This is a genomic window from Alteromonas sp. 5NW40-0090, from assembly GCF_057552975.1.
In genome coordinates this window covers 171,704-189,289 of sequence record NZ_BAAJLT010000009.1, presented here as the reverse complement: position 1 = coordinate 189,289, position 17,586 = coordinate 171,704, and the positions used below count along the sequence as shown (strand labels likewise).

General features: G+C 43.2%; 14 protein-coding genes. 4 read left to right on the top strand and 10 right to left on the bottom strand.

Annotated features, from left to right (window positions below; translation table 11 throughout):
- The first annotated feature begins 180 nt into the window (after positions 1-180).
- The gene (locus AC27KT_RS12975; RefSeq protein ID WP_487130577.1) at positions 181-630 is read left to right on the top strand and encodes a GyrI-like domain-containing protein; all 450 of its coding nucleotides are present in this window, start codon (positions 181-183) and stop codon (positions 628-630) included.
- Positions 631-702: 72 nt separating this feature from the next.
- Here AC27KT_RS12975 and AC27KT_RS12970 read toward each other — a convergent pair whose 3' ends face one another.
- Positions 703-3,543 (bottom strand): TonB-dependent receptor domain-containing protein, encoded by a 2,841-nt coding sequence (locus tag AC27KT_RS12970; RefSeq protein ID WP_487130575.1) that lies wholly within the window; start codon positions 3,541-3,543, stop codon positions 703-705.
- Positions 3,544-4,125: 582 nt separating this feature from the next.
- Entirely contained in the window at positions 4,126-5,886 is a 1,761-nt protein-coding gene (locus AC27KT_RS12965) for a GGDEF domain-containing protein (RefSeq protein ID WP_487130573.1), read from the bottom strand.
- A gap of 216 nt (positions 5,887-6,102) precedes the next feature.
- On the opposite strand from AC27KT_RS12965, the gene AC27KT_RS12960 reads away from it, so the two are divergent.
- On the top strand, positions 6,103-6,231 hold the full coding sequence (locus tag AC27KT_RS12960; protein ID WP_487130571.1) for a hypothetical protein: 129 nt from the start codon (positions 6,103-6,105) through the stop codon (positions 6,229-6,231).
- Here the strand turns inward: AC27KT_RS12960 and AC27KT_RS12955 are convergent.
- The 4 genes from AC27KT_RS12955 to AC27KT_RS12940 form a co-directional block, all read right to left on the bottom strand.
- Positions 6,208-7,248: a methionine synthase gene (locus tag AC27KT_RS12955; RefSeq protein WP_487130569.1), complete on the bottom strand. Its 1,041-nt coding sequence runs from the start codon at positions 7,246-7,248 to the stop codon at positions 6,208-6,210. The genes AC27KT_RS12960 and AC27KT_RS12955 overlap by 24 nt on opposite strands.
- 125 nt (positions 7,249-7,373) lie before the next feature.
- On the bottom strand, positions 7,374-8,348 hold the full coding sequence (locus AC27KT_RS12950) for a DUF1852 domain-containing protein (RefSeq protein ID WP_487130688.1): 975 nt from the start codon (positions 8,346-8,348) through the stop codon (positions 7,374-7,376).
- 264 nt (positions 8,349-8,612) lie between these two features.
- On the bottom strand, positions 8,613-10,097 hold the full coding sequence (locus AC27KT_RS12945; protein WP_487130567.1) for a carboxylesterase/lipase family protein: 1,485 nt from the start codon (positions 10,095-10,097) through the stop codon (positions 8,613-8,615).
- 92 nt (positions 10,098-10,189) lie between these two features.
- Positions 10,190-10,453 carry a DUF7218 family protein gene (locus tag AC27KT_RS12940; protein ID WP_487130565.1) on the bottom strand — a complete coding sequence of 88 codons (264 nt, stop codon included), beginning with the start codon at positions 10,451-10,453 and terminating at the stop codon, positions 10,190-10,192.
- Positions 10,454-10,771: 318 nt separating this feature from the next.
- On the opposite strand from AC27KT_RS12940, the gene AC27KT_RS12935 reads away from it, so the two are divergent.
- Complete coding sequence (locus AC27KT_RS12935; RefSeq protein WP_487130563.1) at positions 10,772-11,533, top strand: hypothetical protein; 762 nt, start codon at positions 10,772-10,774, stop codon at positions 11,531-11,533.
- Between the two features lie 297 nt (positions 11,534-11,830).
- Positions 11,831-13,012 (top strand): pyridoxal phosphate-dependent aminotransferase, encoded by a 1,182-nt coding sequence (locus AC27KT_RS12930; protein ID WP_487130561.1) that lies wholly within the window; start codon positions 11,831-11,833, stop codon positions 13,010-13,012.
- Between the two features lie 72 nt (positions 13,013-13,084).
- On the opposite strand, the gene AC27KT_RS12925 is transcribed toward AC27KT_RS12930, so the two are convergent.
- The 4 genes from AC27KT_RS12925 to trhP all read right to left on the bottom strand — a co-directional run bounded on the left by AC27KT_RS12925 (position 13,085) and on the right by trhP (position 17,490).
- Positions 13,085-14,260 (bottom strand): saccharopine dehydrogenase family protein, encoded by a 1,176-nt coding sequence (locus AC27KT_RS12925; protein WP_487130559.1) that lies wholly within the window; start codon positions 14,258-14,260, stop codon positions 13,085-13,087.
- A gap of 137 nt (positions 14,261-14,397) precedes the next feature.
- The gene (locus AC27KT_RS12920) at positions 14,398-15,627 is read right to left on the bottom strand and encodes an aminotransferase class I/II-fold pyridoxal phosphate-dependent enzyme (protein ID WP_487130557.1); all 1,230 of its coding nucleotides are present in this window, start codon (positions 15,625-15,627) and stop codon (positions 14,398-14,400) included.
- 117 nt (positions 15,628-15,744) lie between these two features.
- The gene (locus AC27KT_RS12915) at positions 15,745-15,990 is read right to left on the bottom strand and encodes a YfhL family 4Fe-4S dicluster ferredoxin (RefSeq protein ID WP_487130555.1); all 246 of its coding nucleotides are present in this window, start codon (positions 15,988-15,990) and stop codon (positions 15,745-15,747) included.
- Between the two features lie 3 nt (positions 15,991-15,993).
- Entirely contained in the window at positions 15,994-17,490 is a 1,497-nt protein-coding gene (trhP, locus tag AC27KT_RS12910) for a prephenate-dependent tRNA uridine(34) hydroxylase TrhP (RefSeq protein ID WP_487130553.1), read from the bottom strand.
- Positions 17,491-17,586 lie beyond the last annotated feature (96 nt).

Genomic DNA, 17,586 nt, shown 5'->3' with positions numbered 1-17,586 from the left:
TAAGGAAAAGTATTGAAATTAAAAGGTGATAATAGCTAGTTTCATTATTTTTAACCAATGAGCCTTTTATTTTGCAGTTAGAATACACATGAAAAGTAAGAGAAATAACCAAGATCTGAATGGTGTGCAAAGCACAAGCGTGTATCATGATTATCTCGCGCAAATAAATGGAATAAAGATATGGAAATGCGACAACTCTCTTCACCGATAAATATTAAAGGCTTTACGGTAATTACCAATAATCACACTGAATTCTCACCACAGGGAAAGATACCCGCACTTTGGCAAAGGTTTGATAATTCGATAGCTGTTGACTATAAAGGCGGCGAGCGAGTGTATGGCGTGTATTTCAACTACGAATCCGATCATTCTGGTGACTTTTCCGTGTTGGCTGGGTTTGACGGTGACTCAGTGCCCGAACATTTAAAGATTGAGCACATCACTATTCCCGCCGGAAAGTATCTCGTATTTTCGCGACAAGGTGAAATGCCACAAATTGCCATCGATGCATGGAGCGATATTTGGCGCTATTTCACACAAGGAGGTGCCGAGTATGAAAGGACGTTTTCAATAGACTTCGAGCACTATGTGAATGGCAACCATATAGACGTTTATATAGCGATAAAATGACATCATGTTATCTTCATAATAAAAAACGGCGCTTATAAACGCCGTTTTAATTATTGCTCGATATAACGTAAATTACATTTTGTACGCTACCGTTACATAGCCAAAGCGACCAATGTTGTCATAAGCCGCGTCGGTAGAGCCGGTACCGGTTGTGCCTGTAGGTAGTGCACGATTAAACAGGTTATCAATACCTACAGTTAGGCTTACACCGTTTGCGAAGTTATAGCCGGCGGTAACATCGGTTACTGCATATGAAGGCAGCTCCATGCGATTACTTGGATTAGGGTTACGAGCTAAATCTTGATTATCATAAAGGCTTGCGCGCTCAATGTAGCGAGTTTTCCAACTTGCTTCCCAGTCGCCACGGCTGTAGTTAACCGTGAATACGCCTTGCCAGTCCGACTCACCCGCTGTGCCTGCATTTTGGTAAAATAGCTCAGGGTTGTCCTGGAATGGGAACTCTTTACGGTCTTTAAGGTATGTTGCTATAAGGCTTGTACGGAATGCACCCTCTAGCGCGTCGAAATCATACCCTAGTTCGAAGTCGATACCCTTGGCCTCTTGACCCGCAATGTTCAGTGCGTAGCTGCGGATTTGGGTAATTTCGCCTGTTTCCGAGTCACGGTCGATAAGACCACAATATGAATTGTTGATGCCAGTCTCAGAGTCAACGCAACGGTCCAGAATAGTTTGACCATCGATATTGGTGATAGCGTCAGTTAGTTCAATTTCCCAGTAATCGACAGTCGCAGTAAAGTCTTCAAACCAAGCTGGGGTGTAAACCAAACCCAAGGTTTTAGAGATAGACTGTTCTGCCTGAAGGTCGATGTTACCGCCGTTTACGCCTTCCAAAGTAGCCGCATCGTAGTCGGAGTTGAAATCTGCCGGAACGCCTAGTGCTGCGCAGTTAGCTATACGCTGGTCGGCATTAGCTAGGTTTTCTAGGTTGTTTGTACGGCATGGATCGTCAACGTTAAAAAACGTTTGGCTGGCTTCACCGTAAAGCTCGCTAATGTTTGGCGCGCGAAGGGCAGAGGACTTAGTTGCTCTAACACGTAAGTCTTCGTAAACCTGCCAATCTAGACCAAGCTTCCAGCTTTTTGCGTTGCCGATAGATGAATAGTTAGCAATACGCGCCGCTGTATCGAACGTAAGCATATCAACACCTGGAAGACCTTCAATAAGTGGGATAGTTACTTCAGTAAATACTTCAGAAACGTCGTATTCACCCTTGTCTTCGCCTAGCGCATTGAAGAAGGTTCCTGCCGCGTTTTCAGGCTCATCAATTTCACTTTTCTCTTTGCGATATTCCACACCCGCTGCAAAGCCAACGTAGCCCGCTGGCAGCTCGTAGATACCTGAGTTAGCGATAGTTGCACCAGCATTATATTGTTCAATTTTGCTCGTACCTACAGACGTAGTATTAACGTAGTCGATAGCTTCCTGTGAAGCTTGACCATAACCCATAATGTTAAGCGGAACACAGCCATCTTCGCTACCTGATGCACAAACAATGTTGCCATTGTCATCTTCGATAGCATCTATTGCGTTGTAGAAGTTTTGTAAAATCAGATTGTTGCGGTTTTCACGCTCTAGCTCTGTTTTACCGTAGTTTACAAACGCTTCGTAGTTCCACTCTTCACCGATATAACCTTCAACTCCAAGTACATAGCGATAGGTTTCACGCTCGTCAGCTTCCGTACGAACACCTAAATCGGTCATCATCCGGTTTAGCACAATACTATCAAGGCCGTTCTCGACCATGTACTCAGTAACACTGTCGTCTAGAAATGCATTGTCGCGCGTTATAGTTGTTTCGTCGCTATAGAAAAAGAACGCTGGTTGCGCCATAGAAATCGCACGAGTGCGAGCATATTTAGCTTGCGCGTAAACCCGAGTATCGTCATTAAGCTCGTAGTTACCTTTAACGTTTAAGTTGGTGCGGTCAAATTCTGGCTGTAGCTGTGTGAACTGACGAAGGTTAAAAGAATCACAATTTGCGCAGAAAGCGCCATCTACTTGGTCGCCTATATAGATGTCTTTAATTGAACCGTCGGCATTGAAGGTTTTTGTGCCATCGCCAAATACACCCGCATTGTTTATTACGTAATAATCCGCGTTAGCGGTGTAAATATCATCTGGATAGGCGGTTGAATTTAGCTGGTCTTCACTGCGCTCGTAACCCATGATGCTTTCAAAGCTCATGTTGCGGTAAGACGTAGCAGTCCATGGATTGTCTAACGCATCCAGCGATTCTTGAGAGCTGTATTCAGCGGCAAAAGCAATGTTGCCGCGGTCGTTATCGAAGTTAAAACCATAAGACGCTTGGTACTTATTGTTTTTATAACCGTTTTCCTGCGCAAAACCTTGTGTTGCGCTGATATCAAACCCTTCAATATTTTTCTTAAGAATAAAGTTAACCACACCGGTCACAGCGTCGGCACCATATACAGCAGATGCACCGCCTGTTACGATTTCTACGCGCTCAATCCATGAAGTAGGGATGGTGTTAGTATCAACCGCAGCGGTCCCCGCTGAAGAAGATACGTGTCTTTTACCGTCAACTAAGACAAGCGTACGGTCTGTGCCCATACCGCGAAGGTCTAAAATGTTGAGGCCTGCGGTACCGATAAATTGACCTGAGTTACCTAGTGAGAACGTATTTGCAAGAGAAGGCAATTCGTTTAGCACTTCGCCAATGTTCATGGCGCCCGAATTAAGCAGAGACTCGCCTGAAATAGCGGTAACTGGTGAAGGGGCAATCGCGCCTTGGCGAGAAATACGTGAACCAGTAACCTGAATTTTTTCAACATCAGCGCTTTCAGTCGTTGAATTTTGCGCTATTACGTTGCCAGATGTCAGAGCGACACTTCCAGCCAATGCTAACCGAACAGCAGTTGCAATGTTTTTCATTGATTGTTCCTAATGAATTAGAATTTACATGCTTGTTGTTAAATAAGGCCAAAATTTTAGGCAAGCCTTACGAGGTCGATTTATGTACAAATTTATACTTAAGTCTAAAAAGGGCGCGCATTCTAATGAGCAAAGATGAGCTAAATCAATTTTTTGCGGTGAAATAAGTAACGCTATTTAATTAATTAACTATTTTTTGATGTTTATTTAAATAATAGAATTTTGCTATGTTTTGCAGGAGCTGAATTAAAAACAAGCAGGTTATGTTGCTTTTATGAACGATGGGACAAAGTGTGAACGTATAGCGTGTTTTATGGTCAAAAATTTTTATTAAAAAAGTACCGAATGTTTTAGCTTATGCGATTTTAAAGATGAGAATTTTGCTTGTTAGAACAAATATTAATCATGCCTATATTGGTTCTTCAATTCGTCGTAATATTTGGGTTATTTATCGGTAATCAGGAGTTGTTAACTTAAATGTTTTAATTTGGTTAACGGGGCTTGCTTTTAAAATCTGACCGCCTGAAGGTATCTAACGCCATAGTCCATGGTTCCCTTCAGACAGTAGTATTTTTCATTCTATCAATAATCACCGTTCAGCGAACAGTTAACTTGGTTTTTTCCTGAATGTTTAGACTGGTAAAGGGCACCATCTGCGGCTTCAAATAACACTTCAAAGTCGTAGGCGCATTTGGGTGCACTTGCAACGCCAAAACTGGCGGTGAGTTTGAAGCTTTGTTGGCCAGATTGATTAGTTAGCGCTATTTCGTTTTTACAGCGCTCAGCAACGGTGAGAGCTTGTTTAAGGTTACAGTTGGGCAAAATAATTCCAAACTCTTCGCCACCTAGTCGACCAATACAGTCTTGTGGTCTGCAGCCCTTTTGGGCTGCTGACACCGCAGTTTGCAAAGCCTGATCGCCTACTCGATGTCCAAAGGTATCGTTTATTTGTTTAAAGTCGTCTAAGTCAAAAATGATCAGGCTGACCGGCTTTAATTGTTGCTCTGCGATGCTTATCTGCTCAGTCGCCATTGCTGAAAAGTAGGTGCGGTTTGCTGTGCCTGTAAGGCCATCTCTTTGTGAGATTCTTTTTAGCGCAATGTAATGACTACGCTTTTTGTACAACCAAAAAGCGACCACTATGAACGTCAAAAAAAGCACCAAGTATATAAGTTTACGTTTGTTGTCTTCTTCTTTAGCGAGTTGAGCTCGTGCTTTCAACAGGGAGTTTTCTGCATCGAGTAAAGTGATTTGGTTTGATGCAATAAGACTATCTTGCTGAGCTTTGTGAATACTTAACATTTTGTTGCTCATACTCGATAAGTTCAAAGACCTCGCTTTTGCATAAGCTTTATGTAATTCAAACGCCTTTTTATAATCCTGCTGTTTTTCAGCAATTTTGTATAACACCTCATAGGCATCGATATCTGAAATCACCGCGTATCCGGTATCTTCATTTTGATCTAAAACTTTATATGCGTATTCTTTGGCAAGTTTATATTCTTCACGTAAAAAATATATCTTACTTAACAACGCATAATGTTCTTCCAACAATGGAGGGTAATTAGTACTTTCAACGTCGGCCAGGTGTTCTTGGAGAACGGCGAGAGAGCGTTCGATTTCATTTTCGTTGTATAAATAAGTGGCGAAATGTGTGTATATGGCAATAAGCGCTATTTGCTCGTTAGCTATTTCACAAAAATTTAGCGCTTGAGAAAATCGCTCTTCTGATAGTGAGTCGTTTTTGGTTAAGACAAGAGCAACGATAAGCTGCATATGTAATAAACAAGTGAAACGTGGAGAATGTTGCCCATCAATTAACGAGTTCCCATAGTTTATTACCGTCTCTTTTTCGTCAATTGAACTATAGAAATTAATTATCGCGTTATGCGCTTGTTCTTTCACTGAGGGATCACTGACTCTGTCAATGTTTTCCGTCAAAAAATCCATAGCCGAAAACGCATCGTTCCAATTTTGCGTAGCGGCGTTAAGAGCAGCTAACGCAGCGTATGATTGAAATTGATACCGAAACGAATAATCACCTTTAGCAATTTGCCGATAGGCTTCGGACGCGGCAAGTAAGTCACCGGCGACTAGCTTAATGTAGGCGGCAGTAAAGTCATAAAGTTGCTTATCATCCTTGCTTAAATTTGCTTTGTCTAAGCTATTAAATAGTTCTTTAGATGTTTGAGGGTCAGAACTTCTAATTTCGTACGCTTTCTCTAAAATACGGTTAGCAGCTTCAGCATCAATAGATAGAGTGAAAGTACTTATTGAAATGAATAGCAGCTGGATGAAATTTAAAAACTTAACTCGTTTTTTTATTAAAAGTTGTGGAGTCATTGTCGCTTGTATCTTCAGTTTGGATTACTACGTGTAATTTGGCTTTTCCCTTTGCGCCAAACTCAATATCTCTTGAACCAATCGCTCTAAAAGAGAGTGACAGAGTTTACACTGTAGTTTAAACAAACACTAATAAATGGCTGAGGTATGGTAAAAATTTTAGCGAAAGATTAAAGCAATTACTCAGTTGTGACGGGGAGCCAAGAGAAACCTGTCATGAAAACTAGCGATAATGGTGAAGATGGCGCGCCCGCTAACGCGGGCTCGGCGCTTGATGTGATTAACAAGGGAAGCCAAAAAGTGAACTTGCACAAAGCCATGTTACGCAGACTGTTTTTGCGCTAATTCTTGCCTTACTATTTCAGCGCCAGCGCTGAGCGCTTCAAGCTTGCCTCGAGCAACCTGTCGAGAAAGGGGAGCCATACCACAGTTTGTACAGGGGTAGAGTTTGTCGGCATCCACGTACTTTAATGCTTTACGTAATGTAGCTGCTACTTCTTCTGGTGTCTCTATTGTGTCAGTTGCAACATCGATAGCGCCCACCATCACTTTTTTGCCTTTAAGCAGCGAGATCAGTTCAATGGGTACATGAGAGTTATGGCACTCCAGAGAAACCATATCAATTTTAGATTTTGCTAGCTTAGGAAAGCTCTCCTCATATTGTCGCCACTCAGAGCCCAATGTCTTCTTCCAGTCGGTATTCGCTTTGATGCCATATCCGTAGCAAATGTGCACTGCAGTTTCGCATTTAAGCCCTTCAATGGCTCTTTCTAATGCGGCAATACCCCATTCATTGACCTCATCAAAAAATACGTTAAACGAAGGTTCATCAAACTGGATAATGTCAACACCAGCAGCCTCAAGCTCCTTTGCCTCTTGGTTTAGTATTTTGGCAAACTCCCATGCAAGTTTCTCGCGACTTTTATAATGGTCGTCGTACAGCGTATCAACCATCGTCATAGGGCCAGGTAACGCCCATTTAATTGGTTGGTCAGTTTGGCTTCTTAAAAATTTAGCGTCTTCAACGAACACTGATTTTGGCCGTGTAACGGCGTGGGTAACCACAGGTACGCTAGCATCGTAACGGTTGCGAATACGTACGGTTTTACGGTTTTCAAAATCAACACCGTCTAGATGCTCAATAAAGGTAGTTACAAAATGCTGACGGGTTTGCTCACCGTCACACACAATATCGATGCCTGATTGAACTTGTTCCTGAAGCGTAACGCGAAGCGCGTCTTTTTTGCCTTCCTCTAATGCTTCATCTTCTAACTTCCACGGCGACCACAGGGTTTCAGGCTGTGCAAGCCACGATGGTTTTGGAAGACTGCCTGCAATAGAGGTGGGGAGGAGTTTTTTCATGTGATTCGCTTTCTTCTAATCAATAATTCGTATGGATGCGTGAAGGGCAGAACGTGCTGCCCTTATCATAGTTTTACTGTCGCAACGTATGCGGCTTGAATATCGCAAGTATCTAAATGAACGGATCAGGCGTAGCTTGCTGTGAATTGCGCTAACTTGTGTTGATAAGGCTTTATAAAGTTCTCTTCTACGAACTTGCCTTGTTCAACGGCTAGATGAGTCCGCTCTTCACGGTCATAAACAATGCGAGTCACTGAGTGATCGCTATTTTTCAAGTTTGGTTTGTAGCTTAAACCTGCTTGGGCGTTAGCGTTATAAATCTCAGGGCGATAAATTTTTTGGAAGGTCTCCATCGTGGCAATAGTGCTGATAAGCTCCAAATTGGTGTAGTCGTTTAACAAATCACCAAAGAAATAAAATGCAAAAGGAGCAGCACTGTTTGGTGGCATGAAATAGCGCACGTTTAAGCCCATCTTTTTAAAATACTGCTCGGTGAGCGACGATTCATTCGGCTGATATTCCACGCCTAAAACAGGGTGATGATTTTCTATTCTGCGATAGGTTTTGTTGTCAGAAACACTTAAGCAAATAACCGGCAGCTTTAAAAAGTGCGCTTTATAGGCCTCTGAATTAACAAAGTACTTAAACAGTTTTCCGTGGAGATCGCCAAAGTCATTGGGTACGCTAAATGATGACTGACCACGATTGTGATTAGATAGACGAACGCTAAAGTCATAATCGCGAACGTAAGATGAGAAGTTATTTCCCACTATGCCTTGGGTACGCTTCCCTGTTTTTTTATCGATGATGTTGGTCTGCAAGATCTCGATAGTAGGGAAGGTGTTGCCGTTACTTTCTAAATCGATATCTACCGACACAATTTCAAGTTCAACGGCATAGCGGTCACCATTTTCGTTATCCCAACTCGCTAATGCGTTAAAGCGGTTGTTTATCATACTCAGAGCATCGCGTAAGTTCTCCTTTCGGCGCTGGCCGCGAGCTAAGTTAGCGAAGTTAGTGGTGATACGCGTGTTATCTGAAGGGCGATAATCTTCATTAAACTGAACGCTGTTAATAGTAAAAGAAAAATTTGGGTTCACGTTGTTGTTCATGAGAATACGCTTTTATTCCTAAGATTAAACCGAATGTCGTGGAGCCTTTAAAGCTGTACGTACGTTATACGCGGTCTAAACTATGAATAAAAATGACTTATTTTCATTGAACTATGAATTTTTCTCAAGGTTTAGGGTTTGTGAAAAGCACTAGAGGTTGAAAAATAAATTCAAACCATCCATGGTAAAGGTAGAGTTGAAAACCCTTTAGTTTTCATCATCAATAAATGTTGCTAAGACAAGTGTAAACTCTCAGAACTCAAACGCTTCCCATAACGCTCTTTTCAGCGAGTTAGGGTCTTCTTCCTCAACCGACTGGTTGTCGAAGCGCATCGTTTTGCGACTCTCTTTGGTGTATTCACTCCATCCTGGTGCCCCCTGTTTTGCAAATCTCACCCAATAGTTTTGCATCGCCTGACTCAGTTCTTCAGAAGGGTTATTGCCAACAAAGTTACTTGCTTCTTTTGTGTCTATAGTATCGAACGTATACGGAACATCGACAAAATGTGCGGCTCCAAGCTCACCACCGTAAGCGTCCGACTTCCAGCCAAAATTGTATTTCCACACAGTATTGCCTTTTTCAGTTAGAAGCTCTGCTATCTGGATAGCTGGCATTCTAAACGTATAATCAGACTGAATGTCAGCATAGATATCGCCATAGGAATCATGATGGGTTTTTTTGTAAACCTTTGGTGCATTCTCACCCAAGTTTAAATCATGTAAGAAAAGCGACACCTTGCGCTCGTCAATCTTTTCAATTTCATTGCCTGGCACTAAATACAATCTCGATTCTTGATCTGTACTACCGACGATGGTTGGAATAGACGGGTTAGCACCGTTTTTGAGGCTCAACATTGGTGAATTGATGATCAGCTCGCCATCAACTACGGGTAAGAATGCGGTACCGCCCCATGATAGCATCCCCCATTCACGACGACTTTTAATAGCGTTACCGATATCTACCACGCCTTTGACTAATGCCTCAAACGGCACGTTTGATAGTGCTGCCAGTGTAGGTTCGATATTCAATTTTTTCGCAAATGCTCGTGTCACTTCTGCGGCTTGCGCTTTAGAAATAGCCTGCATAGGGGGGCTTTGCATTATGGCTTTATCAAACAGGGTATTTGCCCGACTGCTCCCAAGTAGGATTGCTACGCTGCCTGCGCCGGCTGACTGCCCGAATAAGGTGATGTTGCTTGGATCCCCACCATAATCTTCAATATTGTTTTTAACCCACTTAAGGGCAAGAATTTGGTCTAAAGTACCCCGATTATCAGGGGCGCCATCAATATGCATAAACCCATCTACGCCTACTCGGTAATTGACAGTGACGATTACTACGCCTTTTTGGGCGAAGTGTGACCCATCATAAACACCTTCTCCGGCGTCCGCTCTAATGTAAGCCCCCCCTGGAAGCCATACCATAACAGGCCTTTTATTATTATCTGAAAACGCGTCTTCAGGCGCCCAAATATTTACGGTTAAGTCGCCAGGTGCGCCGACTAATTTTACATTCTTTCCTCGCCCTGGTTGTGGTACTGGCGGTTTCATCTCTATTGCGCGCAGTACACCCTGCCACGGTTTTATCGGTTCTGGTGCTTGAAAGCGTTTAGTTTTGACAAAAGGGTCAGCTGCATAGGGGACGCCGTAAAAAGTAACAACATTATTTTTAAGACTGCCTTGTACCTTGCCAAGATGAGTTGAGATTGTAATGGTGTCATTTGATTCCATTGACATACTTGTCGCCTTACTGAGGGGGGAAGCTGCAGCAATAAGCAATATTGAGCAAAAGCAGAGCAGTCTATATGAGCTGTCCATAGTCTATTCCTTTAATGGTTGCGCAACGCTTTGATTAATTGCTCTTTACTCATGTTCGAGCGGCCTTCAATACCTACTTCTTTGGCTTTTTCATACAGCTCATCTTTAGTACGGTTTTCGTACTTCTTACCTTTTCCACCGTCCTTTGACGGTGTTTGCTCACTGTTAGCTTGTGCGTTAGCAATGCGTGCTGATTTCTCTTTACTATAGCCTTCATCGCGCAAGGCTTCGTAAGTGTCGTCGTTTTTAATTTGGGTACCGTGATCCTTAGCCATAGTTAACTCCTGTTTTGCAATTAAATTACTAAGATAGTTACTTCAGAAGTAGCGTAAAAGTTTACAGGTAGCCGAGCTACTTTTTAAATATTGAGGCTGCACCAGTGAAATTTAGGGCGACTTACTTTTCCATCTTTCAGACTAACTAATTCTGATATTCAGTGATTTTAATTTTCTAGTGTCGAAAAATTTTACGGAATAGGGGTGTTTAATTTTAAGTGTCTGATATTAAAATAAATAATAAATGGATTAGATTTTGCTTAAGTATCGCGGAATACAAGTGGAATAAAAGTTAATAAAATCAAAAAAGGAATAAAGATGTATTTGAAAAACGTTTTATTGTCAGTAGCGTTTATGGGATTAGCATCATCAGCGTCGGCTGGAATAATAATTGAAAGCGATGCTCAAAACAGAACAATTATTAGCTGGACTGGAAGTTGTTCTGATTGTTTAGGTGTAAAGGGAGACGATGGTTTTTTAGATGCAGTAGATGTGTCAGGTAACATTGTTGTAGATGGCTTTATTTATGGCGAAGACTTTCGGTTTAATTCGTCTAACCTTTATTCATTTCAATACGATGGTCCATCAAATCACGTAGACAATTTAATTATATATAACGCGAGTTATTCTTCAGAAGATACTTGGATTGATAACTCTGACGCTATATTTAACGACATTGGACGGACTGATTTTGTCACTCCAATCACTGGTACGGTTCCTCCAGAGGGCTATTACGCTGAATTTGGCGAGAACTTGAGCGTATCAGGTAAAATTACAGGTGATTTGGAAAGTTATTTCTTATCGATATCTTTTGATACTTATGTCCCTGTGAACCAGTCGACCGGCGAATATATTAAGATGAGTACTTTGGTCAATACAGGTGAAGAAGCTCTCTTAAAATTAGTCAGATTCGATTTGGAGTTTTTTGACGACGGAACTTGGTATATCAGAACTGATGAAGAAGCTTATGATATCGGCCGAAACGCACAACTCTCAGTTGCTCGAGTTTCAGAGCCTGCATCTTTTGGCATTTTTATATTATCTGCCGCTGCTTTTTTGCGACTAAAACGCAGGAAGTAAAGTCAATAGCTGAGCTATTTCAATTACTACATAGATAAAGCGTGTTCGTACACGCTTTTATTTTTTATCACTCCTCTCTAAAAAATGTCATTCATCGCAAACGCCTAAATGCTAATAAAAGCACTGCACCGCAATGTAACCGCTTAACACATTAAAACTACTTACATTGTCAATTTTAGTGCATTTTGTGCACGTAAAAAGTGCAATAGTGTCAATGAGTTAGCGTTTTTAGGCTATTGCGCGTTTAAAACCAAGCCTTTAGTCTAAAGACATTGTAGATGGAAGGCAGAGCGAAATATGAATAAAAACGTACAACAAACCTCGGTGAATTCTTCTCGTCGTAATTGGTTAAAATCTGTGGGATTAGGCGCCGGAGCCGTGGCGCTGACTACCAGCGTCGACAGCATAATGGGAGACCTGCGTGCGGCGGGAATGCCCACCGAACATTTTCCCTCGGCTACACCTAACGTGAACGACGGTCTTATTCGCTTATCGTCAAATGAAAACGCCTTTGGACCTTCGAAAAAGGCCGCTAAGGCAATGCAAAGCGAGCTTTTAAATCTAGCGCGTTATACCGATGCTACGGTTGAAGTATTGGCGCAGAAAATTGCTGAGCAAGAGGGCGTGTCTGCCGATCAAATCGTTATTACAAACGGTTCTTCACCTATTTTATTTGGTTACGCCGACTGGATCACGAAAAATGGCAACAAGCTGGTAACCTCGATGGCTACTTACGAAGGTGTGCCGCGAGGGGCAGAGTTTATGGGAGCAGATGTAACTTATGTGCCGCTCGCTGCCGATATGACTTTTGACCTAGATGCTATCGAAGCAGCAGTGACTGACGATACCACCGCTGTTTATGTGTGCAACCCAAATAACCCGACTGGCAGTATGGTAGATGCAGCCAAGCTTACCGCTTTTGCAAAACGGGTGTCGAAAAAAGCGCAGGTATTCATTGATGAAGCCTACATTGAGATGTCGGACGCTTACCCTGCTAACGTGCAATCGAAGCTGGTCGCAGAGGGGCACAACGTGGTGGTTTGCCGCACGTTCTCAAAAATCCACGCCATGGCTGGCCAGCGTTTAGGTTACGCTATTATGCCTGCTGAGCAAGCGAAAGCCATGGGCGGCATGCTGCGCATGGGCGGTGTGAACTACTTGGCACTCGTTGCAGGCATGGCAAGTATGGATGACCATGCAAACTTAAACACCATGCGTTCACGGATTAAAACTGAACGTGATAAGTTAGTAAAAGTTGCCAAGGAATTAAAACAGCCTTATGCCCCAAATCCGCAGGGCAATTTCATTTATATCGACACGGGCATGCCACACGATAAATTTGCAGAGAAAATGAAAGCCGAAGGCATAAAGGTAGTTGGGCGTACTTGGCCAGGGTATGACTCATGGTCACGTATAAGCGTGGGTACGCCCTCAGAAACAGATGCTTGCGTTAAAGCATTAAAAGCAGTACTTGCTTAAAATAATAATAACACCTAGCGCAGAGAGAAAAGGCTGAACGCAATTTGTGTTCAGCCTTCGTTTTTTGAATCGCTATTTCTCGATAGCAAACGTTAAGCCTGCTTTTTCTTCCAAACGGTTGATAAGCTTGTTACCGAGTGCTGCCGCAGGTGTGAAGAAACCACCAGATAAACTAACGTCTTTGCACAAGCAAAGGGCAGATTCTGAAATCATTTTACTGGTAGAGCCGTAGCCTGGATCCTTGTCGCCTTTTACCGATACGGCTAGCATATCACCATTGGTAGCCGTACCCACAAACATGACATCGTAAAAGCCATTTTCGCGCTCTTCTTTGCTTGGGCCTTCACCTGGTTTAGGGCCATCATCACTTGCAAGCGACTTATCTTTGGCAACGTGATTCGCCATGGCTTCACCTTTCTCACCTGGGCCGGTCATCATCATTTCATCATACTGAAAGTTCTTGCCGTAGCTATAACCGCCCAGATAGTTCGTGCGATGAACGTTTTTAGTATTGATGGCCGCCATAATAAATGGTGCAACCCATGTGCCCAACTGCTCATCGAAGTAAGGTTTATTGCCATCAGGCTGTGGCTGATTTGACGCGCCATCGGTTAATGAGTGCGGATTAATAAGCGCAGCCATGACAGACTTATCTTTGTGCGCAGCCGCCATGGTCGCTTTCAAACTGGCAGCCGTACCGCCAGAAAACGTGCCCTGCATTTTGCGTACACGACCTTTTACATATTCAATGACATCGCCAGTTTGCTTTTTGGCATGTTCTTGAAGGTAGTGCACACCAAGGTCAAAAGGCACAGAATCAAAGCCACACGAGAACACAATGTTTGCGCCGGTTTCTTTAGCTTTCGCTTCGTACTTGTTGATCATTTGGTGCATCCAGGCAGGCTCACCGCAAAGATCTGTATAGCCGGTGCCGTTATCGATACATGCAGAAAGTAACTTTTCGCCGTAAATTTGATACGGCCCAACAGTGGTAAGTACAACGGCTGTGCGCTTTGTCATTGCGTCAAGTGCATTGGCATTGTCACCGTCGGCTACAATACTCGCAACGCAATCGCTAATGCCTAGCTCTTGTTTAACATCATTAAGTTTAGCTTCGTTACGACCTGCCACTGCCCATTTAACATTGCTGTCACTGCCATACTGCGCTTGAAAATACTCAGCTACTAGTTTGCCCGTGAAGCCTGTAGCACCGAAGATAACTACATCAAATTCCCGTTCGTTACTCATTGTTTTGTCCTGTTTTATTTCGTTTCGACACGTGTCATCAATATGCGTTACCCAATATACGCACAAGCACCCATATCTATCATTTTTTTCGGTAATATTTGTCTATTCACGAAATTAAACAGTGAGTATAAAAAACGTTAGCTTATTGACTCTACAAACACTGCTAGTCGCGACAGGCCTTCCTTCAAGCGTTCAATGCTAGTGGCGAAAGACAGCCTTACGTATTGGTTGGCATTGTGCTCACCAAAATCATTACCCGGAGTAAGCGCTACATGATGTTGTGAGAGTAGGGCATCACAAAATTCAATTGCACTTAGCCCTGTGTGCTTAATATTGATGTATGCGTAAAACGCACCGTCAGGCTTTGCATCTAAACCAAGCCCCATGTTTTCAAGTGCACTAAAAACAAGGGAAGCGCGCTTTTCCAGCGTATGGCGGTTTTGCTCGCATTGCGCCAATGCTTCTGGGGTAAAGCACGCAAGAGCGGCCTTTTGCGAGAGGGTAGAGGGGCAAATAAACAAATTCTGCGCGAGCTTTTCAAGGATGGGTGTCATCGCTTCAGGTACCACACACCAGCCAAGACGCCAGCCGGTCATACCAAAATATTTGGAAAAACTGTTTATTACGACCACTGTTTCTTCAAGCTGTGCATTGGCAAGTACGGTTCGAAGTTTGGTATTAGTGTCTAGGGTCGATTGGGAAGCGAATGCATCATCGCGAATATCAAGATCAGCCGAAAGCGAAAGATCTAAGTAAATCTCGTCAACAATTAAAAAGCCACCTTGGGATTTGCAGTATTCGCCAATTTTAATCAGTTCTTCTACATCTATAACCGTACCTGTAGGATTGGCAGGTGTGGCGATAAGTACACCTTTCGTGTTGTGCTTCCAATTATCAGCAACACTTGTAGCGGTTAGCTGAAAGTTATCCTCGCTGCGTGTTGGCACCAGCGTTACCTCTGCGCCAAATGCGTTTAAAAAACGTCGATTACAGGGGTAAGACGGGTCGCCCAATATCACGTTGTCGCCTGATTCAACCAAGGCAGCACTTGCCAAAAGTAAAGCACCAGAAGCCCCAGCGGTAATTACCACTCTAGAAGGGCTTACCGCTACGCCATGTTTAACTTCATAAAAACGTGCAATGGCTTCACGTAGTTCAGGCATGCCCAGCGCCGAGGTGTAGGGAAAATCTGAGGCACTTAAGCTTTCTTTCATTGCCGCGAGCACTGCCGCGGGTGCGCCGAAACCAGGCTCGCCTAAATTAAGTCTTATAACATCTTTACCTTGCTGTTCTAGCGTCGTGGCTTTTTCGCCATAGGCCATAGCAAGAAACGGAGAAATCGCCGTAGCGCGAGAGGCAAACTTCAAAATAAAACCCTTAATTAGTAGTGCCAATTCAAACTTTACCGCAATTAGGGACCACTCTTGGTTATGATTCAAGGGAATTCTTCGAGAAGTACCATTTACTCGCTGAATTACTTTTTGTTAACTGTTTAAACGAACAAACTTTTCAGCCAGCTCGTCTGGTGACTCTTTATTGTGCGGGTCGGGCTTAACAACATCGATTGGGCATACCGCTGCGCAAGTAGGCGCATCGTAATGCCCCACACATTCTGTACAGCGTAACGGGTCTATTTCATACACTTTATTTCCCATGCTTATAGCGGCATTAGGGCATTCTGGTTCGCACATGTCGCAGTTTATGCAGCTATCAAGAATAAGCAGTGCCATAAATTATGCCTCGCTCACGTTTTCGGGTGTTACTGCATTAGGTGCTTTTCGAAACGGATTGCGGGTATCAACGCCTGCATCTAGGTTTCGCAACAGTAGGGCAAAATTTAAAGATACATCGCTAGGTATCGGTATTCTTACTTGGTGTCCTGAACCTTTAGCATCTGTAATAGAATGGTTTTTCTTATCCAGCATCTCATTTAGAGTAAAGGTAATGTTGCCGCTTGGCGTCATCAACTCAAGCGAGTCACCTACACAGAATTTGTTTTTAACGTTTATAATTGCATAGCCAGACTCTTCACAACGATCAATCACTTCACCAACAAATTGCTGTTTGTCGCTGACTGAGTGCCCATACTCATAGTTCTGATACGCGTGGTGCGCATGGCGACGCAAGAAACCTTCGGTATAACCTCGATGAGCTAAAGTTTCCAAGTTTCCCATTAATGTACTATCAAATGGCTTTCCTGCTAACGCGTCGTCAATTGCTTTGCGATAAACTTGTGCTGTTCGAGCGCAGTAGTAATGTGATTTAGTGCGGCCTTCTATTTTTAAACTATGCACGCCCATTTGGGTTAACCTGCCTACATGTTGCACGGCACGCAAATCTTTAGAATTCATAATATAGGTGCCATGTTCGTCTTCAAAAGCGGGCATCAGTTCACCGGACTTTTCCTTTTCTTCTAACATGAACACTTGCGTACTTGGCGTGCCTTCTCCAAGGGTAGGAATTACTATTTCAGGCGCTTCACCTGCCTCATCAGTCTGAATAGCTTGAACAATGTCACCGGTTTCGTTTTCTTCGCCCGTCTTAACATCGTAAGACCATCTACAAGCATTGGTGCAAGTGCCCTGGTTTGGGTCGCGTTTATTCATATATCCAGACAATAAGCAGCGGCCCGAATACGCCATACAAAGCGCGCCATGCACAAATACTTCCAATTCGATGTCTGGAACATGTTCACGAATAGTTTCAATTTCTTCCAAAGAGAGCTCTCTCGACAAAATAACGCGCTCAATACCTTGTTTCTGCCAAAACTTCACCGTAGCGTAGTTCACCGCATTGGCCTGTACACTTAAGTGAATAGGCATTTCAGGGAAGGCATCGCGCACCATCATAATAAGCCCTGGGTCTGACATAATTAGCGCATCGGGCTTCATAGCAATTACTGGTGAAATATCTTTAAGGTAGGTACCTAGCTTACTGTTGTGCGGGGCAATGTTGCTTACTACATAGAACTTTTTACCTAAAGCATGTGCTTCTTCTATGCCTATCGCTAAGTTCTCAAGGCTGAATTCGTTGTTTCTTACGCGAAGTGAGTAGCGTGGCTGTCCAGCATAAACAGCATCGGCGCCATAGGCAAAAGCGTAGCGCATGTTGCGTAAGCTACCGGCGGGTGCAAGCAGCTCTGGCGCGTTTAACGTTTGGTTTGGCAATGTTGAAGCTGAGACTTCACGTAGTTTAGAAGAGCTGTGATTAAGTGATAATTTTGAAGTCATAGATGAAAACCGCTACTAGACGCTTTAAACAAGACGGCGGATTTTATAAGCCGTAAAATACCTCTACAACCCAAACAAAACTTGGTGTTGACCAAG

Bases quoted from the DNA above. Each gene is read 5' to 3' on its own strand.
- AC27KT_RS12975 (WP_487130577.1), top strand. From the start codon at position 181: ATGGAAATGCGACAACTCTCTTCACCGATAAATATTAAAGGCTTTACG.
- AC27KT_RS12970 (WP_487130575.1), bottom strand. From the start codon at position 3,543: ATGAAAAACATTGCAACTGCTGTTCGGTTAGCATTGGCTGGAAGTGTC.
- AC27KT_RS12965 (WP_487130573.1), bottom strand. From the start codon at position 5,886: ATGACTCCACAACTTTTAATAAAAAAACGAGTTAAGTTTTTAAATTTC.
- AC27KT_RS12960 (WP_487130571.1), top strand. From the start codon at position 6,103: ATGAAAACTAGCGATAATGGTGAAGATGGCGCGCCCGCTAACGCGGGC.
- AC27KT_RS12955 (WP_487130569.1), bottom strand. From the start codon at position 7,248: ATGAAAAAACTCCTCCCCACCTCTATTGCAGGCAGTCTTCCAAAACCA.
- AC27KT_RS12945 (WP_487130567.1), bottom strand. From the start codon at position 10,097: ATGTCAATGGAATCAAATGACACCATTACAATCTCAACTCATCTTGGC.
- AC27KT_RS12940 (WP_487130565.1), bottom strand. From the start codon at position 10,453: ATGGCTAAGGATCACGGTACCCAAATTAAAAACGACGACACTTACGAA.
- AC27KT_RS12935 (WP_487130563.1), top strand. From the start codon at position 10,772: ATGTATTTGAAAAACGTTTTATTGTCAGTAGCGTTTATGGGATTAGCA.
- AC27KT_RS12930 (WP_487130561.1), top strand. From the start codon at position 11,831: ATGAATAAAAACGTACAACAAACCTCGGTGAATTCTTCTCGTCGTAAT.
- AC27KT_RS12925 (WP_487130559.1), bottom strand. From the start codon at position 14,260: ATGAGTAACGAACGGGAATTTGATGTAGTTATCTTCGGTGCTACAGGC.
- AC27KT_RS12915 (WP_487130555.1), bottom strand. From the start codon at position 15,990: ATGGCACTGCTTATTCTTGATAGCTGCATAAACTGCGACATGTGCGAA.
- trhP (WP_487130553.1), bottom strand. From the start codon at position 17,490: ATGACTTCAAAATTATCACTTAATCACAGCTCTTCTAAACTACGTGAA.